Genomic DNA, 23061 nt, shown 5'->3' on the forward strand with positions numbered 1-23061 from the left:
CGTGGCGGCCGGGGCCGGCGTGGCGGCCGGGGCCGGCGTGGCGGCCGGGGCCGGCGTGGCTGGATCCGCCTGGGCGCCGTTGCCGAGCGACTTGTCGTCGAGGGTGAACGGCTGGTCGGTCTTCATCCTGGCGAAGAGTTCCGTGGCGAGCTTCTCCGACGGCACCAGTTTCGCCTTGTTGTCGGGATCGTCCACCGACGGGAATTGCACGAAGACGAGCTTGGCCAGGTCGATGTCCTTCAGCGCGAGTGCCATGCTCACCATGGTGGGGATGTTCGCCAGCGAGGTGGAGAGCTTGAGGTTCGTTCCGGCGGCGTTGGCCAGGCCGGTGATCTTGGACACGTCGGTGAGCGTCGAGTTGCTCTTCATCACCCGCATCAACGACGACATGTAAGCCTGCTGCGAAGAAATCCGGGACAGGTCGCTGCCGTCGCCGACGCCGTGGCGGCTGCGCAGGTAGGACAGTGCCGTCTGGCCGGCGACGACGCTCGTGCCGGCGGGCAGGTTGAGGCCGGAATACGGGTCATCGATGGCGTCGTTGAGGCAGATCGGCACGCCGCCGACGGCATCCGCCATCGCCACGGTGCCCTCGAAGGAGATCAGCCCTGCGTAGGGGATGTCCAACCCGGTGAGCGCGGCGACGGTCGAGACGACGCAGCCGAGGCCACCGCGACCGTAGGACGCGTTGACAGCCTCGGCATTCGCTGCGGGGGTGACCTTTCCGGTGGCCGGATCGGTACACTCCGGCTGGGCGACGACGAGGTCGCGCGGGATGCTGACGACGACGGCGCTCTTATGGTCGGCGGAAACGTGCAGGAGGATGTTGACGTCGTTGAGGGTTGCATCCCGCTCGCCGTAGGACTGGCCCTGGGCGGTGGAGTTGTCCACACCGACGACGAGCACGTTGAAACCCCCGGCAAAGGAGGCGGCGGTTGCGGCCTTCGCGGGCTTCTTGCCGTTGGAGATGTCCACCGAGTTCGCGGCGACCTTGGTGGCGAGCTGGCTCACGGCGATGGCGGCGACGGATGCCCCGCTCACCAGTGCGACAGCCAGGCTGATCGCGACCACCTTGAGCAGGGGCTGCCAGAATTCGCGCCAGCGTGAATGGCGCTTGTGTCGGACAAGTCCGGTCGCTTTGGCCTGGCGACGGGCGGCTCCGCGCCCGGTCGGCTTCTGCTCCCGCATCACTGATTCTCCCTGATTCCGATTTTTACACTAATTCGCCACCATATAGTCCGCACCCGTGTGCGCCCTGAAGATTCCTGTGGATGCCTCACAGAGTGCGGCCCGTGAGTTGCGACAGACGTGCGAAACTGCCGGGATGCGCATAAACGGAGTGCACCACATCGCCATCATCGCCAGCGACTACGAGTTGTCCAAGGCGTTCTACCAGGACGTGCTCGGCGCCACCCTCGAGGCCGAGTACTTCCGGGTCGAGCGGGATTCATGGATGGGCAAGCTCGCCCTGAACGGGCACTACCTGATCGAACTGTTCTCGTTCCCGGACACCCCGCCGCGGCGCAGCGGGCCGGAGGCGCTCGGCCTGCGACACCTGGCCTTCGAGGTCGACGACGTGCCTGCGGCGCACGCCGAACTCGCGCAGAAGGGCGTCAAGTGCGAAGAACTCCGGGTGGACCCGAACAACGGGAAGGCCATGTTCTTCTTCCGGGACCCCGATGGTCTCCCGCTGGAGGTCTATCAGAGCTGACGGGGCCGGCAGCAGGGGAGAGGCAAACACTGCCTCTCCCTGACCAGCCAGCGTGTCCCCCGCGCGGCCCGGTGGACCTATGCCGAACTTGCCGCTCGCTCGGCCTTGGCCGCGGCTCGCCGTTCGCTTTCGGCGGCCCTCTGCTCTGCCTCGATCTCGTCGATGAATGCCGTGTGCTTTGCTCCGGGTAGCCAGCCCTTGTTGACGACCCGAACCTGGAAGATGGATGCCCCGACGACGAGAACCACGCCGATGAGAACGGTGAGCACGATACCGACGACGGTGCTCCCGCTGAGCAGGCTGACGCCGATGAGAGTGCCGAACCAGCCGAAGTCTGCATCGCCGAAAGTGCTGTTGGCGAAGCCGAGCTGGCCGAGGACGAGCAGCAGGATGGCCGGCAGGATCGTAATCAGGATGCCGTTGACGAAGCCACCGACCACGGCTCCGATTCGGCCACCGGTCGCGTTGCCGTAGACACCCGCGCCGCCTCCGGTGAAGAAGTGCGGCACCATTCCGGGAAGGATCAGTGCCAGGCCGAAGACCGGACCGAGCCACAAGGCCAGAAGCCCCAGACTGAGGAGCCCGCCGGCGAAGGATGCAAGGAAGCCGATCAAGACGGCGTTGGCCGCGAACGGGAAGACGATCGGGATGTCCAGGGCCGGTCTGGCGCCGGGGACGACCTTTTCGGCAATGCCCTGGAACGCGGGGACAAGCTCACCGAGGATGGTGCGAACACCGTAAAGGATGATCGCGACGCCGACGCCGAACTGCAGGGCCTGGGCGAACGCAGCCATGATGTAGGCGCCACCGTCCGCCGATCCGAAGATCGCGAGGGCTTCCTTGGTAGGCAGGGCGATCAGTCCCCACACGGCGAACACCAGGTAGATCATGACCATGGAGAGCGCTGTCGCCACCATGGAGTCACGAAGGAACTTGAGATTCTGCGGGAAGTTGATGTGCTCGGTCGACTTGCTCCGCTGACCGGTGGCCTGGCCTGCCATCCCAGCGGCGATGTAGCCCAGGGTGCCGAAGTGCCCGATTGCAATGGTGTCATCGCCGGTGATCCGTTTTGTCCACGGCTGGGCAAGCGCCGGCATCACCACCATGATCACACCCAGTAGACCGCCGCCGATCACAATGACCAACCAGCTGAGGTTGGGACCGAAGCCCACCGACAGGACGACGGCGAGCAGCATGGACATGAAAACCATGTGGTGTCCGGTGAGGAAAACATACTTGAGCGGCGTGAAGCGCGCCAGGAGCAGCATCACGATGAATCCGACGACCAGGACGTACGCGCTCGTCGCGCCGTATTGCGCGGCCGCGAGCGCCGTGATGACCTCATTGGTCGGAATCACACCCTGGGCTCCCGTCACTTTGAGGATGAGACCTCCGAGCGGGGTCAGGGACGCCACGACGACTCCGGCGCCCGCTCCGAGGATTAGGAACCCAAGCGCGGCTTTGAGCGCTCCACCGATGACGGCGCCGGCCGGACGGCGCAGGGCGAGGAGCCCGACCGCCGTGATTATCCCCACCAGGTAGGCCGGTACGTTGAGCACCTGCTTGCCGAGGAAGTCAAGTATGACGAGGAACCATTCCATGTTGATACACCCCTTTTGCCTGTCGATTTTTCTTTGTCTGTCGATTTTTCGTGATCAGTGGTGTCGCTGTTCTCAATCGATCGCGGCGGTGAGCTTGTCCTCGATTTCGACGAGGTCGAAGAAATTGTCGATCACGATGACGGTGGCCGAGACGTCGCCGATCTGAGCCGCCAGGTCCTCCGACGTGAGAACGATCTCCGCGTCGCGGGCCATGCCGCGGGCCACACCGATATCGGCCGCTTCGACATCCGCGTCGATGCCGAGTTTGCGCAGCACCTTCTCGGTATTCATCTTGAGCAGGACGGAAGTCCCAATTCCCATTCCACAGACGGCGATGATCTTCATGAGTGCGCTTTCCTTTCGAGGGGTGGATCCTGACTGGACTTCTTATCGATGGCGGCCAGGATTTCGCGCACGCGGGCCGGCGAGTCTGCCTCGGTGAGCTGGCTGAGGGCGTCAGCGTCGGCGAGTACCAGTGCGAGGGCGGACATGATGCCCAGATGGCTGGCATGATCGGGGGCAGCGAGTCCGATCACGAGCGAGACCGGGTCATTCTTCTTATTGCCGAACATGACCGGGGTAGCAAGGCTGACCCAGCTGAGACCGGCGCGGAGCACTGCCGAGGATGGTCGAGAATGTGCAATCGCCAGTCCTGGCGCGATGACGATGTATGGACCGAGGTCTTCGACAGCGGCCACCATCTCGGCCGTGTAGTTGTCGGTCGTAACTCCACTGGCGACAAGGGCCTGTCCGGCGAGGGTTATCGCTGCCCGCCAGTCGGCCGCTGTCGCATGGGTCAGGATGGCGACCTCGGGGAGTTCTTCCGCAAGTTTGACTGATGTGCTGACCGTCATGCCCGGAGCGCCTCCTGGTTGCAGCCCCGGCTCCCCGAGACCCTTACGTTGGCTCCGACGGCGTCGATGCCTTGCGTAGATCATATCCGAAGAAAACGTCTTTTGTCCATAAGTAGACGAAAGTTTCGTTGAGGAGCTCGCGCCCACCCTTAGCCGGAAACAGGACGCGCTGCTCGGGTCAGCAGACTGATCCGTTCGGTGGCGAACAGTGCATCCTGGGCCACAAGCGATGCCCCGAGCACTCCGGCCTTCTCACCGAGTCGCGACGAAGAGACAATGAGGCCCTTGCCGGAGAAGGCGCTGCACCGAGCCAGAAGCGTGTCCCTGATCGCCGAGAAGAACGGCTCGCCTGCCCCGCCGAGCGTTCCGCCGATGACGATGACCTCCGGGTTGAGTAGCCCGGCGACGTCCGTCAGGGAGTCGCCAATCTCGATTCCCGCCTCGGTGAGGAGCCTGACGGCGTCCGGGCTTCCCATTCGTGACAACTCGACGATGTCCGCGCTGGTGCGGATCCGGTAGCCCAGGGCGTTGAGCTCGCGACGAATCGCATACCCGCTGGCCACGGCTTCGAGGCAACCGGTGCGGCCACAACTGCATGCCTGTGAGCCGTGCCGGTACCTATGCGAGAAGTCCCCTGCGCCTCCCCGGGCACCCCGATAGACGCGATCATCGAGGACAAGTCCGCAACCGATGCCCAGACCCATCTTGAGCACGACCAGGTCACGGTATTCGGGCCACCCCAAACGTGATTCGGCCACCGCCATGGTGTTCACGTCTCGATCGACGGCAAAGACGGCATCGTATTCGCTCGGAAAATAGTCCCTGACGAGCACGTCCGCCCACTGCTCGTCGAGCTGCGGCGAGGCCAGGCGCCCCGTGGCGGCATCCACTGGCCCTGGGACTCCGACGCCGATTCCTCGAACGTCGGCGCGGGACTTACCGAGTCCAGGGAGCAGATAGTCGAAGACTTGGCCAGCCCAGGTGAAGACGGTGTCCGGCCCCTCCCACAACCCGATATCGGCCTCATCCTCGACGAGCACCTCCGAGATCAGGTTCGTGACGGCCACCCGGGTGTGCGACCCGCCGATGTCGACACTCAACAGAATTCCCGCGTCCTTATTCACGGCGAAGTTCTCGGACGGTCGACCCCCGCCCGAGTCTCGCTGCCCGGCCACGACGATGATCTGCGACGACAGCAACTCGTCCAGACGTCGGGCGAGCGTAATCCGGGACCACCCCAGTCGCTCAATCAGCTCCGACCGCGTGGTTGCGTCTCCCGACCTGATGAGGTCAAGCGCCACACCGGACCCCGTGGACAGTATGTGCGCCACAATTGCTCCCATCGATTGACTTAAGTCTATAAACATACCAATGTGAGCACCATGACTTCCGTCAGCGCACTCCCCCACCACACCGACGTCGTTTCCGAAACAATGGCGGTGGCCGCGGCCATCGCCATCCCAGCACACATCGTGCAGTCAAAAGGACATGGCCACGCCGGAACAGCCATGGCGCTTGCGCCACTCTCGCACGTGCTGTTCTCCCGGGTGATGCGCCACAGCCCCGCGAATCCACTGTGGCCGGCGCGCGACCGATTCGTGCTCAGCGCCGGTCACGCGAGCCTGCTCCTGTACACGCAGCTGTTCCTCACCGGCTACGGCCTGACCCTCGACGACATCGCGGCCAACCGCAAGCTTGGTTCCCTCACACCGGGCCATCCGGAGTTCGGGCACACGACGGGCGTCGAGATGACAACGGGGCCGCTGGGCCAGGGTGTCGCTTCGGCCGTCGGCATGGCGATAGCCTCCCGGCACGAGTCCGCAACCTTTGGCGGAGGGTCACCGTTGTTCGAGCGTACGGTGTGGGTCGTCGCGGGCGACGGCTGCCTGCAAGAGGGCGTCTCCAGCGAGGCCTCAAGCCTCGCCGGCACTCTCGGCCTGGACAACCTCGTACTCATCTGGGACGACAACGGCATCACAATCGACGGACCAACCTCGGCCGACTTCACCGAAGACGTCAGGGCACGCTATCGCGCCTATGGCTGGCGGGTGCTCTCGATTGCCGACCCCACCGATCTCGGTGAGATCGAGCGGGTCCTGCGCGACGCCGGAAACCGCACCGCCGCCGCCGGTCGTCCCACCCTCGTTGCCCTGTCGAGTGTCATTGGAGCGCCCTCCGTCGTGTTCGGCGGAAAGGCGGCGGCGCATTCCGGTGGGTTCGGCGCCGAGGAGCTCGCCGCCGTCAAGCGCACCCTCGGCTTCCCGCCCGATGCGACACTCGAGCAGCTCGTCACTCCGGAGGCGCTCACCTTCTGCCGGCGAGCGATCGCCCGTGGCCGCACCCTGGAGGCGGAGTGGGCCGACGCGTTCTCGCTGTGGGCGGCCGCCGAGCCGGAATCGGCGCAACGATGGCTCACCGCACAGTCGGAGATCGACACCGCCCCGGCGTTGGATGCCCTGAAAGAGCTCGCACGTGGACTGCCCGGACCGGGCACTTCAATCGCGACACGAAAGACAAATGGACACGTCATTGCGCTCCTGTCCCCGGTTTTGCCGATCTGGGGCGGTTCAGCCGACCTGGCAGGTTCGACGAACGTTGCCGTGCCGGGCGAAGCATTCGCGGCGGGAAACCCGGCGGGCGAGTTCATCCGCTTCGGGATTCGCGAGCACGCCATGGCCGCCATCCTGAACGGCATCGCGCTTCAGGGAATCTGGCGCCCATTCGGCTCGACCTACCTGGTCTTCAGCGATTACATGCGCCCGGCCATTCGTCTCGGCGCGCTGATGAACCTGCCCGTGCTCTATGTCCTCACCCATGACTCGGTCGCGGTCGGCGAAGACGGACCGACGCACCAGCCGGTCGGACAGATCGCCTCCCTGCGCACTGTGCCGGGACTCGCGGTCGTGCGCCCCGCCGACGCCGCCGAAACGATCGCCGCGTGGAGACGATTGGTCGCCCGACCGGAGGGACCCGTCGCTTTGATCTTGTCGCGACAGGATGTGCCTGTGCTCGCGCCGAGATCCGGGCTCGACCGCGGCGTCTGGAATGGCGGCTACGTCGCGTGGCAGAACGGCGGCGGACTCGACGTTGCCCTGATTTCGACAGGGAGCGAAGTGACCCTCGCCATCGAGGCCGCCGAGCAATTGGCAGCCGAGGGAATCTGCGCACGGGTCGTGTCAATGCCGTGCGTCGAATGGTTCGCCAACTCGGGCCAGGCCTACATCGACACCGTGCTTCCCCCTGCAGTGACCGCCCGGGTCGCCATCGAGGCGGGGCGGGGCGACGGCTGGTGGCGTTGGGTCGGAACCGGAGGCGAGGTCATCGGCATTGAAGAGTTCGGGCAGTCCGGCAGTGGCGCCGAGGTGATGAGTCTGCGCGGGATCACCACGAGTAACATCGTCGCGGCGGCCCGGCGGAGCGCCGAAGTGGCGGCCACCCGCCGGAGGTAGCGCCGGACGAGGCTAGGCCGGCAGCAGTTCGACCCTGACCCCGTCCTCCTGCACCAGGATGCGAAGCCGGTCCAGGCTCGGCACGACGATGTCGGCGATCAGGTCGGCCGCGGCGTGGGTTCCCTCGACGCCGATGGTGCTGCAGCCCGCTGCATGGGCGGCCTCCAGGCCGGCCGGGGCGTCCTCGACGACGAGGCAGCGGGCCGGATCGACACCGAGGCGCTGAGCGGCCGCCAGGAACGGTTCGGGGAACGGCTTGCCCCGGCTCGTGTCCTCGATGGTCACGACCGTTGCGACCGTGGGAACGCCGGACGCGGTCAGGCGAACGCGGCAGAGCGCGCGGGTGGCCGAGGTGACGATCGCCCGCCGGTGCTCCGGGATGCTCGTGAGTAGTTCTCCTGCGCCGGGAAGGATCGTGATGTCGGCGGTGTCGGCCAGCTCGAACTCGGTCAATCGGTTGACGGCCTGGTTGACCTGGTCGGCCGGGACCAGCGTGGCAAGCATCTGGCGGGCCGGCACCCCGTGGCGGGCGCCGCGGAACGATTCGCCGAGGCCGGCTTCGTCGGCCCAGCGTCGCCAGGACCGGTTCACGGCACTGGTCGAGTCGACGAGGGTGCCGTCCATATCGAACAGCACGGCCTCGAAAACCCGGCCGAGGAGGGTGTTCGAGGTGCCGGGAGACTGTCGGGGTCCGGTCAGGTCGGTCGGGGCGTTCGTCATGGGTGTCCTTTCCCGGGACCGCGATTGTCGGCTCCGGTCACCCTGCAAGTCTCCCTCACCACCGCGCGGATCGTTTCCCTGGCCTCACCTGCCGGCTCCCCCGCGGGTGCACCGGGGCCCGTGACACGGCCGCCCGAACTACGCTGGACCAATGACCACTCCTCCCCTCGCGGCGAAGAAGCCGACCCGGCGCGTGCACCACGACGATGTGTACATCGATGACTATGAGTGGCTGCGGGACAAGGACAACCCGGAGGTTCTCGCCCACCTCGGGGCGGAGAACGACTACACGGATGCCCGCACCGCTCACCTCGAACTGCTGCGGGAGCAGCTCTTCGAGGAGTTCAAGGGCCGCACCCAGGAGACCGACCTCAGTGTCCCGGTGCGCGAGGGCAGGTGGTGGTACTACACCCGCACGATCGAGGGGCAGGAGTACGGCCTCCACTGCCGGGCCCCGATCGCCGGGCCGGACGACTGGGAGCCACCGGTGATCATCTCCGACGCCGACCGGGCCGCAGCCGGGCTCCCGGGCGAGCAACTGCTTCTCGACGACAACGCTGAGGCGGCCGGGCACGAGTTCTACTCGCTCGGCAGCTTCGATGTGAGCGGCGACGGAAGCCTCCTGCTCTACGCGGTCGACACCGAGGGCGACGAACGGTACACGATCCGGGTTCGCGATCTGGCCACCGGGCAGAACCTCCCCGACGAGATCCTGGACACGGCCGAGGGCGCCCTGTTCGATCCGAGCGGGCGCTACCTCTTCTACACCACGGTCGACGACGCCTGGCGGCCGGACACCGTCTGGCGGCACGAGGTGGGCGGGGCGGCATCCGTCGACAGCGAGGTGTTCCACGAACCCGACGAACGGTTCTGGGTGGGCGTCGGTGTCACCCGCAGCCGCAAGTACCTGCTGATCGAGGCAGGGTCGAGCGTGACCACCGAGGCCCGTCTGCTCGCCGCGGACGATCCGACCGGCGAGTTCACCCTGGTCTGGCCGCGCCGCGACGGTGTCGAATACGACGTGGAACACGCCGTCGTCAATGGCGAGGACCGGCTGCTGATCGTGCACAACGACCACGCGATCAACTTCGAGCTGGTCAGCGTCGCGGCGGCAGATCCCCAGGGCGCACAGCGGATGCTGCTGCCTCACGACCCCGCCGTTCGGCTGGAGGGAGTCGACGCGTTTCGCGACTTCATCACCGCCGAATACCGGCGGGAAGGACTCACCCGGGTGGCCATCGCCCGCACCGACGCCGGTGCCAATGGCGGCGTCGAAGCCGACGTCGACGCCGACGGACTCGACTTCACCGAGCTTGCCTTCGACGAACCGCTCTTCACCGTGGGTACCGGCGCCAACCCGGAGTGGGACCAGCCCACCGTGCGGTTCGGCTACACCAGCTTCATCACCCCGTCCACCGTGTACGACCACGTCGTCGCCACCGGCGAGCGTCGCCTGCTCAAGCAGCAGCCGGTGCGCGGCCGCTACGACCCGAGCCTGGTCGAGCAGCGCCGCGAGTGGGCGGTGGCCGGCGACGGAACCCGCGTGCCGATCTCGCTGGTCTACCGCCGCGACCTGGTCACCCCCGGGATGCCGGCCCCGACCGTGCTCTACGGCTACGGGTCGTACGAGCACAGCATCGACCCCGGCTTCAGCATCCCGCGATTGAGCCTGCTCGAGCGCGGCATGGTCTTTGCGATCGCGCACGTGCGCGGCGGCGGCGAGCTGGGCCGCTCCTGGTACGAACAGGGCAAGAAGCTGCACAAGCGCAACAGTTTCACGGACTTCATCGACTGCGCCAGGCATCTGGTCGATCTGGGCTACACCTCCCCCGATCGGCTCGTCGCCGACGGCGGCAGCGCCGGCGGGCTGCTGATGGGCGCGGTGGCGAACCTGGCGCCGGAGCTGTTCGCCGGCATCCACGCCGCCGTGCCGTTCGTCGACCCGCTCACCTCGATCCTCGACCCGTCGTTGCCGCTCACCGTGATCGAGTGGGATGAGTGGGGCGACCCGTTGCACGACCCCGAGGTCTACGCGTACATGAAGGGGTATTCCCCGCTCGAGAACGTGCGCGCGACGCGGTACCCGCGCATCCTCGCCGTGACCAGCCTGAACGACACCCGGGTGCTCTACGTCGAACCGGCCAAGTGGGTGGCCAGGTTGCGCGAGGTCGGGGCGGATGCCCTGCTGAAGACCGAGATGTCGGCCGGCCACGGCGGGGTGTCCGGCCGCTACGCCGCCTGGCGAGAGCGGGCCTTCGACTTCGCCTGGCTGGTCGACGTCGCGGGCGCGCATCCGACCGGGGAGACCCAGTCGACCGCAGAGACCCAGTCGACCGGGGAGACCCCGCTTCCCGGGTAGCACGGCCGCCGAGGGGCGCGATCGCGTGAGAGCATGGAGCCATGTCGCGCTCCGGGCCTCCAGCGGCATCCGCAGACTGGAAACGGATCATGGGCACTCCGGCCGGGGCAGCGGCCGAGGCCGAAGGCTCCCCCACCGGCGGTGGCTCCGCGCCCGTGTCGATGGGCCTGCAGTTCGAGCTGCGCGAGCAGACCCCGCGCACGAACGAGCGCTGGCGCGGGCCGACGGCTCGAACGGTGACGACGGTGCGGCCGGGGCACGGCGAGTTCCGGCTCGGGGTGCGGCCGGTCATCCTGAGCGCGCGGGGCAGCTGGGTGCGCACCAACGTGGCCTGGAACCAGCTCGGGTTCCACCTGAACCGGCTGAATCTGAACCCGGAGCACCACCGTTGGCTGAGCCAGCTACTGGCCCTGCACCGGGCCGTGCGCGGCGTCTATACGAGCCAGGAACCGGACTGGCTCTACCTCGACGACTTCACCAGCCCGCTGCTCTGGAACCTCCTCGACGAGGCGGGGGCGATCGGCCTTCACCTGGTCGGCAGCAAGAAGGACGCCCGGGTCACCGTGGGCCGCATCGCCGGCCTGGGCCTCGACGCCAGCACCGTCGGGGTCGACGACGGTCTGCGCCTCGCGACCCGGTTGCAGATCGACGGCGAGACGTACCCCGTCGAACACGCCGGCGCCATCGGCAGCCACGGCCTCTACGCCTGGGACCTCGGCTCCCGGCCGGTGTTCACCCTGGCCCCGGCCGCCGGCCCGCTCAGCCCTGAACAGCTCCGCTTGCTCGGGCAGCCGGGCACGGTCGACGTGCCGGAGTCCGACGTCGCCGAATTCCTGACCGTGTTCTACCCGGCGCTGCGGCACGCGCTCCCGGTGACCAGCACTGATGCCTCGGTGCAGTTCCCCGCGGCCGACCCGCCCGTGCTCGTGCTCACCGCCCGGTTCCGGCCGAAGCAGGCGCTGGAGCTCGAATGGCACTGGGACCACCGGGAAGGTGCTCGCGTCGCCCGGGTCCCGCTCCGGCCGGCGACCGTCGCCACCGGCGCCACCGACGTCACCGACACCATCGCCGCCACCGACGTCACCGACGTCACCGACGTCACCGGCGCCACCGACACCATCGCCGCCGCCCCCACCCCCGAAGCCACGATCCTCGCCGCCGCGGCCGACGCCCTCCGGTTGGACGGGCACCCGGCACCCGGCCCGGCGCCGCGCATTCTGCACGGCGTTGAGACGGCCGAGTTCGCCGGGCAGACCCTGCCGAGTCTCCGCCTGGTGCCGGGCGTGCGCGTGGACGTCATCGGCGACCAGCCTGACTACCGCGAACTCACGGAGGTGCCCGAGCTCACCGTCACCACGATCGAGACCGATCAGCGCGACTGGTTCGACCTGGGCGTACTGGTCACGGTCGACGGCCGGAGCGTGCCGTTCGGCCCGCTCTTCAAGGCCCTGGCCACGGGCAAGGCGAAGCTGCTGCTCGTCGACAACAGTTACCTCTCGCTGCGCCAGCCGGTGTTCGAGCGCCTGCATGAGCTGATCGACGAGGCCCGTTCCCTGCAGGAGTGGGACACCGGGTTGCGGATCAGCCGTCACCAGGCCGCCCTCTGGTCCGAGTTCGAGGACCTCGCCGACGAGACCGTGCAGGCCGTCGCGTGGCGGGCCGCCGTGGCCGGGCTGCTCGCCCTCACCACCGGCAACCGGCACGGCGGCGACCAGCCCGGCGACCAGCCAACCGGTGAGCCGCACGCCCTTTCCGAGCCGGGGTCCGTGCCCCTGCCCGCGGGCCTCGAGGCCACCCTGCGCCCCTACCAGCTGCACGGTTTCGCCTGGCTGGCGTTCCTCTGGGAGCACCGGCTCGGCGGCATCCTCGCCGACGACATGGGCCTCGGCAAGACCCTGCAGACCCTGACGCTGCTCGCGCACGCCACCGCACAGCCGCGTACGCCCCTTCGGCGGCCGTTCCTCGTCGTCGCGCCGACCTCCGTCGTTTCCAACTGGCTCACCGAAGCCGCCCGGTTCACGCCCGGCCTCGCCGTGCGCGCCATCACCGCAACCGAGGCGGCGGGCGGGGTTCCAGTCACGGATGCCGCGGCCGAGGTCGACGTCGTCGTCACCTCGTACGCGCTTTTCCGCCTCGACTTCGACGCCTACCAGGCCGCCGGCTGGGCAGGGCTGATCCTCGACGAGGCCCAGTTCGTCAAGAACCGCGCCTCGAAGGTGCACCTCTGCGCCCGGAACCTGGACACCCCCTTCAAGCTGGCCCTCACCGGCACGCCGATGGAGAACAACCTACTCGAGCTGTGGGCCCTGTTCGCGATCGTCGCCCCCGGCCTGTTCCCCTCGGCCCGCCGGTTCACCGAGGACTACCTGCGACCGGTCGAGGCCGGCGCCAACCCGGCCTTGGTCGCCCGGCTGCGCCGCCGCATCCGGCCGCTGATGCTGCGCCGCACCAAGGACGTCGTCGCGCCGGAGCTGCCGCCCAAACAGGAGCAGATCCTGCAGATCGACCTGAACCCGCGGCACCGACGGCTCTACGACACCTTCCTGCAGCGGGAACGGCAGAAACTGTTCGGCCTGATCGAAGACCTTGACCAGAACCGGTTCATCGTCTTCCGGTCGCTGACCCTGCTGCGCATGCTCAGCCTGGACCCCTCCCTGGTCGACGAGAAATACGCCGGGGTGCCGTCGAGCAAACTCGACGCCCTGTTCGAACAGCTCGACGACGTCGTCGCCGAGGGACACCGGGCGCTCGTCTTCAGCCAGTTCACCTCCTTCCTCGGCAAGGCGGCGGCCCGGCTGGACGCCGCGGGCATCGCCTACTGCTACCTCGACGGGTCGACGCTGCACCGTTCAGCGGTGATCGACCGGTTCAAGCTGGGCACCGCTCCGGTGTTCCTGATCAGTCTCAAAGCGGGCGGGTTCGGCCTGAATCTCACCGAGGCGGACTACGTCTTCCTGCTCGACCCGTGGTGGAACCCCGCCAGCGAGACCCAGGCCGTCGACCGCACCCACCGGATCGGCCAGACGAAGAACGTGATGGTCTACCGGATGGTCGCCACGGACACGATCGAGGAGAAGGTGATGGCGCTCAAGGAGCAGAAGGCGGCGTTGACGGGCTCGGTGCTCGACGGCGGCGGGCTGGCGGGCGACGCGGGCTTCAGCGACGCGCTCACGGCCGACGACATTCGCGGCCTGCTCGAGCCCTGAGCTCCGGCCGGGGCGCAGACCACCAGATCAACCGGCCGCGAGTTCCTCGGCGATCCCGGCCGCCCACTCGTCAATCGCGGCCCAGTCCCGGAAGTCCCCCTCGGGCAGCAGTTCGCACCCGGACGGGATACGCCGCACCAGCCGGTCCCGGCGCCCGAGCACGCTCGGGTCGAGGGCGCCGAAGAACACCTGACGCCCGCGCGGACTCAGCGCCTCACCGAACTCCTCGAACTGCTTGGGTTCGGCTTCCTTTATCTTGTCGCGCCCCTCCGGATCCTTCGGTTCGGTGCCGAGCGGTCCACTGCTGAACAGCCAGACCGGTTTGCCGACCAGCTTCGCCAGATTTTCCCGCACGAATTCGGTTGCCTCCTTGCGCCACGAACCCATGTAGACGGCGCTGCCGAGCACGAAGGCGTCGAAGTCCGCCGGGTTGTCAACGGATGCCAGCGGCCGCGCAACGGCGTCACGTCCGGCCTCCCGCAGTTTGCGGGCGATGCGCTCGGCGATCCCCTCGGTCGCACCGTACTTACTCGAGAACCCCACGAGTACCGTCATGATGAGTGCCTCCTGCTTGTCTTGCGTTGGCTTTGCTTCAATCGTAACGACCGGCGCGGGGCCAGGCTGGCCCCGGCCGATCCAGTGGGACGCATGATGATCTTCACCGTCGCGCTCGTCGTTGCGACGAAGCAGGCGGTCGAATTCTTTTCGGAGATCATCCAGACGGCACCCGGATCTGTGCCCGGCAGGTGGCATTTCCTCCCCGCTGGGGCGGCATCCCGCTGCTACGCTGATCAAACGCCAGGCCGGGAGCTACATGCAGTTGAACAATTTCGCACGTCATAGCGGTCCGGTACTGAGGTACTTCGGTCGCTCCGGAATGTGGCTGGTGTGGGCCATGGGCCTGCTCGTCGCCGCCTACACCGGCGCCCTGCTGCTGCACGGCCAGGGTTTCAACATGCTCGTCGACGGCATCCTGTCAATGCTCACCCAGCTGGTGTTGCTGGCAGTCTGCTGGCTGGCGGTCGCCCGCGCCGGGCGCGGGCATCGCGAGCTGCTGCTGGCCGCGGTGGCCGTCACCGGCGTCGTGGCCGCGAACGTCTACGCCCTCTCCGCGCACAGCCGCGGCGAGGAGCTACCGTTCCCCTCCCCGACCAACGTCGGCTACCTGGTGTTCTACGCCCTGATGACGCTCGTGATCGGGATGCTGGTGCACCGCAGCGCGCGCGGCCTGGCCTGGCCTGTGCTCCTGGACAGTGCCGTCGGCACCCTGGGCACGGCATCCGTGCTTGCGGCGCTCCTCACCCCGTTCCTGAACTCCATCGGCGACGCCACGCCGGATGCGACGGGCAGCATCGCCGTTGCCTACCCGCTGTTCAGCCTGCTGCTGGCCCTGGCCGTCGGCGGAGTCGCCGCGTCGCAGAGCTCGCATGCCGACCGCCGCTGGATCCTCCTGATCTTCGGCCTGATGATCTTCGCGTCCACCGACATCGTGTTCGCGATCATCGGTGACCGGTACGTCATCGGGACCCCGCTTGATGCGGGCTGGATGATCGGCCTTGCCCTCGTCGTGGTCTGGCTCGACTCATCCACGCGACCGGATGCCGTGCTCGGCCACGCGGCGAACAGCGCGGCCGCCCTCGCGCTACCCGCGGTGTCGACCGTCGCCGCACTCGGTGTCCTCGTGCTCTCAAGCCAGGTACCGGTCTCCCCCGTCGCGATCGGCCTGGCGGCCGCAACGCTGGGGCTCGCCGCACTTCCACTGATCTCCCGGCAGCTGGTCCTCAGGCGCCAACTGCGCACGGACGACCTCACCGGCCTGCCCAATCGACGGGCGCTGTATACCGCCGTCGCCGGACGAATCGCGATCGACCGATCGCAGCCGCGCGCGCTGATGCTTCTCGACCTCGACCGATTCAAGGAGGTCAACGATAGCCTCGGCCATGACGCCGGCGACCGGCTGCTGATCCAGGTCGGCTCTCGCCTCACCGCGGAGCTGGCTCCCGGCGACTTCCTCGCCCGGCTGGGCGGCGACGAGTTCGCGATCCTGCTCAACGACTCCGGTCAGCTCGAGGCTGAGGCCGCCGCCCTGCGGCTGCGTATCGCGCTGGCGGCGCCCTTCACGCTCGAGGGAATCGCCCTGCAGACCAGCGCGAGCATCGGCATCGCGCTGTACCCCGACCAGGGCGACGACCTCACCGGGTTGCTGCGAAAAGCCGACATGGCCATGTACAAGGCGAAGTCCGGCCACAACGGGCACCATGTCTACCGCAGCGCGGACAACAGCCATGGCGCAACCCGGCTCCGCACGCTGCAGGAGCTGCGGATCGCGCTGACCGATGACCAGTTCGTGCTGCATTACCAGCCCAAGATCGAACTCAAGACCGGCACGGTGAACGGGGTCGAAGCCCTCGTGCGCTGGAACCACCCCACTCGGGGGTTGCTCTTCCCCGACCAGTTCCTCGCCATGGCGGAGGAGTCCGGCCTGATGCACACCCTCACCCAGGTGGTGATGCGGCAGGCTCTCGACCAGGCCGCGGTGTGGCTGGCCGCCGGTCGCTCTTTCACTGTTGCGGTGAACCTCTCGGCCAGTTCCCTGGTCGATGCCGAACTGCCCGAGCGGGTCGCGGCCATGATCGAGAGCCGTGGCCTGCCCGCATCCGCTCTCACCCTGGAAATCACCGAGGAGTTCCTGATGGCCGACCGGGACCGGGCCCGGGAGATCCTGGCCCGGCTGCGCGCCAGCGGCATCCGGATCTCCGTCGACGACTTCGGCACCGGTTACAGTTCGCTCGCGTACCTCCGCGACCTGCCCATCGACGAGCTCAAGCTCGACCAGTCCTTCGTCTTCCCGATGGCGGATGACGCCAGGGCCGCCGCCCTCGTCGCCTCCACCATCGACCTCGCCCATGGACTGGGACTGCGAATGGTGGCCGAGGGCGTCGAGAACGGCGTCGCCTACGACGAGTTGGTGCGCTACGGCTGCGACTACGCCCAGGGCTATTTCATCTGCCGGCCCATTCCGGCGGCGGACCTGGACCAGTGGCTGGCCCGGCGCGAGATCTCGGCGAGCACCGAATGAGCGCCCGGAGGCCGGGAGGCGTCGCAGCCGGCACCACGGCGAAGCCCGGAGTGGATGTCGGCAGGCCGGGCGCCGCCGTCGGCGCCAGGCCGATGCGGCAGCGCTGGTCGCTCTGGCTGATGGGGGGTCTGGTGCTCGCCTACGTGGTCGGCGTCATGTTGCCGGATTCCGGCTTCAACCCGTTCGTCGACGGGTTCCTGGCCCTGGTCTCCGTGTGGGCCTGCGTCGCCGTGTGCTGGGCCGCCGCCTATCGGACGGGTCGGGGCCGGCGTTTCGGTGGGGGGCGGCGGGAAGGCCATGGACGCCCTGAGGTGCTCCTCGCCGCTGCCGCCGTGACCGCCAACACCCTCGCCGACACCGTGGAGCTGATCCAGCGCGGGACCGGCTTTTCCACCTTTCCTTCGTCGGCCGACCCGGCATACCTCCTCTTCTATGCATTCTTGCTGGCCTCCCTCGGCGTGCTCGTTCGGCGGCAGCTGCGCGGCTCCGCAGGGGCGATGATCCTGGATACCATCGTCGGTTCCCTCGGCGCTGCCTCGATTCTGACGGTGTTCCTGTCCCCCGTGCTCAACGCCGCTGCCGCCGAACCGGCGTCCCTGGGCACTGCGGTGGCGATCGCATACCCCATGCTCGACCTGCTCATCCTCGCGGCCGTCGCCGGAATCGTCGCGTCCCACGGGTCCGAGCCGGGCCACCGCTGGATCCTGCTCATCTCTGGATTGCTCATCTTCGCCGGCGCCGACCTGGTGTTCGCGCTGGCCCCGCTCAGCTATGTCATTGGCACCCCCCTGGACGCCACCTGGACAGTCGCGATCGCCCTGATCACCCTGTGGGTCGACCGCTCGGGTGCCCCCCGGTCGACTTCGAGCCGTGCCGGCGGCAGCGTCTCGGCCGTCGCCGTGCCGGCTGTCTCCATCCTGGCCGGGCTCGGCGTGCTCATCCTGGCCAGCCAGGTTCAGGTCTCCGGCCTGGCCGTCGTGCTGGCCGCCTTGACGCTGGGCGTGGCGACCATCCCGCTCATCGGCAGGCAGCAGGTACTCCGGGTGCTCTCCCGCACGGATGACCTCACCAGGTTGCCCAACCGGCGCGCGTTCTACGCCGACGTGCCCGGCCGGCTCGGCGCCATCGACAGCGGCCGGCGCAGCGCCCTTCTCCTCCTCGACCTCGACCGGTTCAAGGAAGTCAATGACAGCCTCGGGCACGATGTGGGCGACCGCCTGCTGGTGCAGGTGGGCGTGCGCCTGGCCGGACAGTTGCGCGCCACCGATCTGCTCGCCCGGTTGGGCGGTGATGAATTCGCCGTGCTGCTCGCGAACTCCGGCCACGACGAAGCAGTCGTCGTCGCCGGCAAGCTTCGCGCGGCGCTGGCCGAGCCCTTCCTGCTCGAGGGGATCACTCTGCATTCCAGTGCGAGCATGGGCATCGCCGTGCATCCAGACCAGGGCAACGACGTCACGTCGCTGATGCGCAAGGCGGACATGGCCATGTACAAGGCCAAGTCGACGAGAAGCGGGCACCACGTCTACCACAGCGACGACGACAGTCACGGCGACGTGCGCCTGCGCACCCTGCAGGAGCTGCGTTCCGCCATCGCCGACGACGAGCTCGTGCTGCACTATCAGCCGAAGGTCGCCCTGGCCACGGGGAACGTTCAGGGCGTCGAGGCCCTCGTGCGCTGGAATCATCCCACCCGCGGACTGCTCCTTCCGGAGCATTTCCTCGAACTGGTCGAAGAGGCCGGGCTGATGCACGCGCTCACCCAGATCGTGTTGTCCAAGGCCCTCGACCAGGCGGTGCTCTGGCGAGCCCAGGGCGAACCGCTGACGGTCGCGGTGAACCTGTCGGCCGGCTCCCTGGTCGACCGTGATCTCCCCGACCGGATCGGCGCCATGATCACGTCCCGCGGGCTGCCCGCATCCGTGCTCACCCTCGAGGTCACCGAGGAATTCCTGTTGAACGACCGGGAGCGGGCCAGGGACATCCTCACCCGGTTGCGAGCCCTCGGCATCCGCATCGCCGTGGACGACTTCGGCACCGGCTACAGTTCGCTCGCCTACCTGCGCGACCTGCCCATTGACGAGCTCAAGCTCGATCAGTCCTTTGTCTTCCCGATGATCAACGATGAGCGGGCCGCCACCCTGGTCTCCTCCGCGATCGCCCTGGCCCACAGCCTGGGCCTGCAGATGGTGGCCGAAGGAGTCGAGAACAGCGTCGCCTACAACGATCTCGTGCGCTTCGGCTGCGACTCCGCGCAGGGATATCTCGTCTCCCGCCCGGTCCCCGCTGAGGAACTGGGAGCCTGGCTCGCCGACCGCAAGGTCACGACAATGGTCCGCGGCGACTCCTGAGCCGACTGGCGTCCGCGGCGTCGCACCCGTCGACCGCGACGGGGGCCGTTAGACCTTGTGAATCCTGACCTGCGGGAGTAGACCGCGACTAGAACGGTCCTATCGAGCCGACCACCTCCACGCCCACCAGCACAACGCCCGGCACCCCTCCGTTGGACCAGACCGAGCCGCCGCAATCCGGCGACACGGTCGTCTCATCGCGGCTTGCCCACGACGGGGCGTGCCCCGGCCCGTCCCAACCGATACCCGATGCCCGATGCCCGGCACGAACACGATCCTGCGCGTCGTCTTCCACACCGTGCAGGCCCACACCGAGGATGGACAGTCGAGCGTGGTCTCCTCACCGCCGGCGTTCGTCGGCCATAAGGCGATCACGAGATATGCGCCCGCCGGCGATTTCGAGGGCTACGTCAGCTATGGCATCGGCGTCGGCCGACCGAAGGCTTCCACCCCGAACACCCGGGTGCGGGTCTACGAGGTTGAGAGGATCGAACAGGAGCTGCGCGCGCTCGGCTGGGGCGCAGCTCGCGGCTCACCTTAGAGAAGCGGGCGCACGCTCTACTGTGCGCCCTCTTCCCGCACCTGTGCCGAGACGCGCGGCGCCCCGCGTATGGCAGACTCGAGCGCATGAATCCGAACGGGCAGAACGCGGTGGTGTCGGTGAGCCGCGATGACCGGCACCGGTTCAGCAAGCCGGCCGTCGAGAGCATCCGTCTGGTCGCGGGTTTCGGCGTGGAGGGCGACGCCCACGCCGGCGCCACCGTGCAGCATCGCTACCGCGTCGCCAGGGACCCGACCGCCGCCAACCTCACCCAGGTGCACCTCATTCCGGCCGAGCTTTTCGCGGAGCTGACGACGCTCGGCCACCGGGTTGCCCCCGGCGAGCTCGGCGAGAACGTCACCACCCTCGGCATCGACCTGATTCACCTGCCCCTCGGTGCCCGCCTTCACCTCGGCACCGACGCCGTAGTGCAGATCACGGGACTGCGCAGCCCATGCTCTGAGATCAACGGCTATCAAAAAGGCCTGATGAAAAAGCTCAGCGGCACGGATTCCGCCGGCCAGGTCGTGCGCAGGGCCGGCGTGATGGGAATCGTCGTGCACGGCGGCACCGTGACCCCCGGCGACGAGATCCGGGTAGAGTTGCCGGCCGGGGACCAACTGCCGCTCGGCGTCGTCTAACCGGACACGGGCGCGCACGCCCGACTCTGCCCGCCGTCGCCACTAGGGTGAAACACATCGGGGGGAATCCAGTGCGACCGAAAGTACAATCCATGACGAAGTCCGCGCTGGCCGCCGCCTTCCGCTGGCACGCCAGCTGGCCGGCCTGGCTGCTCGGGTCCCTGGTCGCGGCGTACACGGTGGGCCTGATCCTGAAGGGCGACGCCGACAGCGAGCTCTTCGATAACGTGTTCGCGACACTGACCCGCTGGGTACCGGCCATCGTCTGCTGGCTGGCGCTGCTCACGGTGGACGGGCGGCGCGGGGAGATGTTCCTCGCCACCGCCGGGATCACGGTGAACGCCGTCGCCGACAGTTACTTCTACTTCGTCGTTCACAACAGCGGCGTCCCGCCGTTCCCGTCACCTTCAGACGCGGGCTATCTTGTCTTCTACACGCTGATGCTCGGGGCACTCGGCGTGCTGGTTCACCGGCAGCTCCAGGGGCTCTCGCGCACCGTGCTGCTGGACTGCGCCGTCGGTGCGTCCGGCACCGCCACCATCCTGGTCGTGATCCTCGGCCCCCTTGCGGAGTCCGCGACCAAAGGGCCCGAAACGCTCGGCGGCACGATCGTGACCGCCTACGCCGTGCTGGACATCCTCCTGGCGGCCACCCTCGCGGGCCTGGCCACCTCGCGCGGCCTCTTCGTCGGCCGGCGATGGATGCTGCTGGTCGCAGGCCTGGCCGTCTTCACCGGCGCCGACATCGTCTACTTCCTCACCGATTCGGGCGCTCTCTCCCTCCCGCGCGCCCCGCTGGAGATCTGCTGGGCCGGCGGTCTCGCCCTGATCGCGCTCTGGGTGTACGCCTCAGTTCGCCCGGAGGGTTCCCGAAGCCGCACTCCCCTCGCCGGCTCCGCCCTGCTCATGCCGGGCCTCGCCACGGCCGCCGGGCTCGCCGTGCTCATCCTTGGCACCCGCACGCACGTGTCGACGCTCGCCGTCGTGCTGGCGGCGCTCACGATGACCCTGGCCACCGTGCCATTGGCCTTCCGGCAGCGGGTACTGCGTCACCAGGCTCGCACCGACGAACTGACCGGGCTGCCGAACCGGCGGGCGCTCTACTCTGAGTCGACGGTGCGGCTGGCGGCTGCCACCAGGTCCGGCACCGCCCTGCTCCTGATGGACCTCGACCGGTTCAAGGAGGTCAACGACAGCCTCGGCCACGACGTCGGAGACCGCCTGCTGATCCAGGTCGGCCTCCGGCTGACCCGCCAGCTCGGCCCCGGCGACCTGCTCGCCAGGCTCGGCGGAGACGAGTTCGCCGTCCTCCTCGCGAAGGCCGACGCACAGGACGCGATCGTGACCGCGAACGTACTGCGTGCGGCCATCGCCGAAATCTTCATGCTGGAGGGCATCGCCCTGCACACCAATATGAGCATCGGCATCGCCTGCTACCCGGACCAGGGCGCCGATCTCAACGGTCTGCTGCGCAAGGCGGACATGGCGATGTACAAGGCCAAGTCCTCGCGGGCCGGCTACCACGTCTACACGAGCGCCGACGACAGCGACTTCGGCACCCGGTTACGCACACTGCACGAACTGCGGGTGGCCATCAAGACCGACCAGCTGGTTCTGCACTACCAGCCGAAACTCGAGCTGAAGACCGGCGAAGTGCGCAGCGTCGAGGCACTGGTGCGCTGGAACCATCCGTGTCGCGGCCTGCTCCAGCCGGTGGACTTCCTGCCACTGGTCGAAGAGGCCGGGCTGATGCACGAAATGACCCACGTGCTGCTCGCTCAGGCCCTCGACCAGGCCGCCGTGTGGATGCTGCGCCGGATCCGCCTGTCGATCTCGGTCAACCTGTCTCCCAGTTCCCTGCTCGACGCGGCACTGCCCGAGCGGATCGCCGCCATGCTCGAGGCCCGCGGGCTTCCTGCCTCCGTGCTCATCCTCGAGATCACCGAGGAGTACCTGATGCAGGACTACGACCTCGCCCGGGCCAGCCTCACCCGCCTGCGGGCGACGGGCGTGCGCATCTCCGTCGACGACTTCGGAACCGGGTACAGCTCGCTCGCGTACCTGCGCGACCTCCCGATCGACGAACTCAAGCTCGACCGGTCGTTCCTGACCCCGATGCAGGATGACCCGCGCGCCGCCGCCCTGGTGGCCTCCACGATCGACCTGGCCCACTCCCTCGATCTCCGCATGGTGGCCGAGGGAGTAGAAACCGCCGACGCGTTGACCGAGCTCTCGCTTTACGGCTGCGACCAGGCCCAGGGGTACTTCATCTCCCGGCCGGTGCCGGCGGGCGAGCTGGTGACCTGGCTCGCGGACCGCGGCGCGTCCTTCCGGACCGAAGACACCGACGACACCGAGGACACCGAGGACGACATACGCGTCTCGATCTGACGCAGCTGTGCCGGGTTGACACCGGCGCACCAGGTTGACGAAGGGGCACTGTCGAATTGACTCCTGTCACTTCCGCCCCTAGCCTGCCAGTGACGGGTCACCCCCGTTCGGGCGACAGTACGCGAACGGGTAGAGATGCCGGCGCGGTCCGAGCAACGACGCGCC

At 68.0% G+C, this 23061-nt stretch carries 16 protein-coding genes; 9 read left to right on the forward strand and 7 right to left on the reverse strand.

Annotated elements, in window-relative coordinates; all coding sequences use genetic code 11:
- Positions 1 to 1185, reverse strand: a 1185-nt coding sequence (locus tag E3O19_RS06170) for an LCP family protein (protein WP_134566205.1), incomplete at its 3' end; no start/stop codon positions are given.
- 136 nt (positions 1186 to 1321) lie between these two features.
- Here E3O19_RS06170 and E3O19_RS06175 point away from each other — a divergent pair.
- Complete coding sequence (locus E3O19_RS06175) at positions 1322 to 1708, forward strand: VOC family protein (protein WP_134566206.1); 387 nt, start codon at positions 1322 to 1324, stop codon at positions 1706 to 1708.
- A 77-nt stretch (positions 1709 to 1785) separates the two neighbouring features.
- Here E3O19_RS06175 and E3O19_RS06180 read toward each other — a convergent pair whose 3' ends face one another.
- The 4 genes from E3O19_RS06180 to E3O19_RS06195 form a co-directional block, all read right to left on the reverse strand.
- On the reverse strand, positions 1786 to 3309 hold the full coding sequence (locus E3O19_RS06180; protein ID WP_134566208.1) for a PTS ascorbate transporter subunit IIC: 1524 nt from the start codon (positions 3307 to 3309) through the stop codon (positions 1786 to 1788).
- Between the two features lie 72 nt (positions 3310 to 3381).
- A complete protein-coding gene (locus tag E3O19_RS06185) occupies positions 3382 to 3654 on the reverse strand; it encodes a PTS sugar transporter subunit IIB (RefSeq protein ID WP_134566210.1) in 273 nt (90 codons plus the stop codon).
- Positions 3651 to 4163, reverse strand: a complete 513-nt coding sequence (locus E3O19_RS06190; RefSeq protein ID WP_134566212.1) for a PTS sugar transporter subunit IIA — start codon at positions 4161 to 4163, stop codon at positions 3651 to 3653. The genes E3O19_RS06185 and E3O19_RS06190 overlap by 4 nt, the downstream gene beginning before the upstream one ends.
- Before the next feature lie 149 nt (positions 4164 to 4312).
- Positions 4313 to 5494: an ROK family protein gene (locus E3O19_RS06195; protein WP_134566214.1), complete on the reverse strand. Its 1182-nt coding sequence runs from the start codon at positions 5492 to 5494 to the stop codon at positions 4313 to 4315.
- Between the two features lie 51 nt (positions 5495 to 5545).
- Between E3O19_RS06195 and E3O19_RS06200 the strand changes: the two genes are divergently transcribed.
- Positions 5546 to 7612 carry a transketolase family protein gene (locus E3O19_RS06200; RefSeq protein WP_134566315.1) on the forward strand — a complete coding sequence of 689 codons (2067 nt, stop codon included), beginning with the start codon at positions 5546 to 5548 and terminating at the stop codon, positions 7610 to 7612.
- A gap of 12 nt (positions 7613 to 7624) precedes the next feature.
- Here E3O19_RS06200 and E3O19_RS06205 read toward each other — a convergent pair whose 3' ends face one another.
- Complete coding sequence (locus E3O19_RS06205) at positions 7625 to 8332, reverse strand: HAD family hydrolase (RefSeq protein WP_134566216.1); 708 nt, start codon at positions 8330 to 8332, stop codon at positions 7625 to 7627.
- A 151-nt stretch (positions 8333 to 8483) separates the two neighbouring features.
- On the opposite strand from E3O19_RS06205, the gene E3O19_RS06210 reads away from it, so the two are divergent.
- The gene (locus E3O19_RS06210) at positions 8484 to 10691 is read left to right on the forward strand and encodes a S9 family peptidase (RefSeq protein WP_134566218.1); all 2208 of its coding nucleotides are present in this window, start codon (positions 8484 to 8486) and stop codon (positions 10689 to 10691) included.
- A 41-nt stretch (positions 10692 to 10732) separates the two neighbouring features.
- On the forward strand, positions 10733 to 13897 hold the full coding sequence (locus E3O19_RS06215) for a DEAD/DEAH box helicase (protein ID WP_134566220.1): 3165 nt from the start codon (positions 10733 to 10735) through the stop codon (positions 13895 to 13897).
- Between the two features lie 27 nt (positions 13898 to 13924).
- Here E3O19_RS06215 and E3O19_RS06220 read toward each other — a convergent pair whose 3' ends face one another.
- Positions 13925 to 14452, reverse strand: a complete 528-nt coding sequence (locus E3O19_RS06220) for a flavodoxin domain-containing protein (protein WP_134566222.1) — start codon at positions 14450 to 14452, stop codon at positions 13925 to 13927.
- Between the two features lie 259 nt (positions 14453 to 14711).
- On the opposite strand from E3O19_RS06220, the gene E3O19_RS06225 reads away from it, so the two are divergent.
- The 5 genes from E3O19_RS06225 (at position 14712) to E3O19_RS06245 (ending at position 22896) form a co-directional block, all read left to right on the forward strand.
- The gene (locus E3O19_RS06225; RefSeq protein ID WP_134566224.1) at positions 14712 to 16976 is read left to right on the forward strand and encodes a putative bifunctional diguanylate cyclase/phosphodiesterase; all 2265 of its coding nucleotides are present in this window, start codon (positions 14712 to 14714) and stop codon (positions 16974 to 16976) included.
- Complete coding sequence (locus E3O19_RS06230; protein WP_134566226.1) at positions 16973 to 19324, forward strand: putative bifunctional diguanylate cyclase/phosphodiesterase; 2352 nt, start codon at positions 16973 to 16975, stop codon at positions 19322 to 19324. Before E3O19_RS06225 ends, E3O19_RS06230 begins: the two co-directional genes overlap by 4 nt.
- Positions 19325 to 19580: 256 nt before the next feature.
- A complete protein-coding gene (locus tag E3O19_RS06235; protein ID WP_134566228.1) occupies positions 19581 to 19865 on the forward strand; it encodes a hypothetical protein in 285 nt (94 codons plus the stop codon).
- 86 nt (positions 19866 to 19951) lie between these two features.
- On the forward strand, positions 19952 to 20506 hold the full coding sequence (locus E3O19_RS06240) for an MOSC domain-containing protein (RefSeq protein ID WP_134566230.1): 555 nt from the start codon (positions 19952 to 19954) through the stop codon (positions 20504 to 20506).
- 92 nt (positions 20507 to 20598) lie between these two features.
- A complete protein-coding gene (locus E3O19_RS06245; RefSeq protein ID WP_134566231.1) occupies positions 20599 to 22896 on the forward strand; it encodes a putative bifunctional diguanylate cyclase/phosphodiesterase in 2298 nt (765 codons plus the stop codon).
- Positions 22897 to 23061: the final 165 nt, after the last annotated feature.

Source organism: Cryobacterium algoritolerans, from assembly GCF_004402785.1.
Taxonomy (GTDB): domain Bacteria; phylum Actinomycetota; class Actinomycetes; order Actinomycetales; family Microbacteriaceae; genus Cryobacterium; species Cryobacterium algoritolerans.

Excerpts from the sequence above, each read along its gene's own strand:
- E3O19_RS06175 (WP_134566206.1), top strand. The coding sequence starts at position 1,322 with ATGCGCATAAACGGAGTGCACCACATCGCCATCATCGCCAGCGACTAC.
- E3O19_RS06180 (WP_134566208.1), bottom strand. The coding sequence starts at position 3,309 with ATGGAATGGTTCCTCGTCATACTTGACTTCCTCGGCAAGCAGGTGCTC.
- E3O19_RS06185 (WP_134566210.1), bottom strand. The coding sequence starts at position 3,654 with ATGAAGATCATCGCCGTCTGTGGAATGGGAATTGGGACTTCCGTCCTG.
- E3O19_RS06190 (WP_134566212.1), bottom strand. The coding sequence starts at position 4,163 with ATGACGGTCAGCACATCAGTCAAACTTGCGGAAGAACTCCCCGAGGTC.
- E3O19_RS06200 (WP_134566315.1), top strand. The coding sequence starts at position 5,546 with ATGACTTCCGTCAGCGCACTCCCCCACCACACCGACGTCGTTTCCGAA.
- E3O19_RS06205 (WP_134566216.1), bottom strand. The coding sequence starts at position 8,332 with ATGACGAACGCCCCGACCGACCTGACCGGACCCCGACAGTCTCCCGGC.
- E3O19_RS06210 (WP_134566218.1), top strand. The coding sequence starts at position 8,484 with ATGACCACTCCTCCCCTCGCGGCGAAGAAGCCGACCCGGCGCGTGCAC.
- E3O19_RS06215 (WP_134566220.1), top strand. The coding sequence starts at position 10,733 with ATGTCGCGCTCCGGGCCTCCAGCGGCATCCGCAGACTGGAAACGGATC.
- E3O19_RS06220 (WP_134566222.1), bottom strand. The coding sequence starts at position 14,452 with ATGACGGTACTCGTGGGGTTCTCGAGTAAGTACGGTGCGACCGAGGGG.
- E3O19_RS06225 (WP_134566224.1), top strand. The coding sequence starts at position 14,712 with ATGCAGTTGAACAATTTCGCACGTCATAGCGGTCCGGTACTGAGGTAC.
- E3O19_RS06230 (WP_134566226.1), top strand. The coding sequence starts at position 16,973 with ATGAGCGCCCGGAGGCCGGGAGGCGTCGCAGCCGGCACCACGGCGAAG.
- E3O19_RS06235 (WP_134566228.1), top strand. The coding sequence starts at position 19,581 with ATGCCCGGCACGAACACGATCCTGCGCGTCGTCTTCCACACCGTGCAG.
- E3O19_RS06240 (WP_134566230.1), top strand. The coding sequence starts at position 19,952 with ATGAATCCGAACGGGCAGAACGCGGTGGTGTCGGTGAGCCGCGATGAC.
- E3O19_RS06245 (WP_134566231.1), top strand. The coding sequence starts at position 20,599 with ATGACGAAGTCCGCGCTGGCCGCCGCCTTCCGCTGGCACGCCAGCTGG.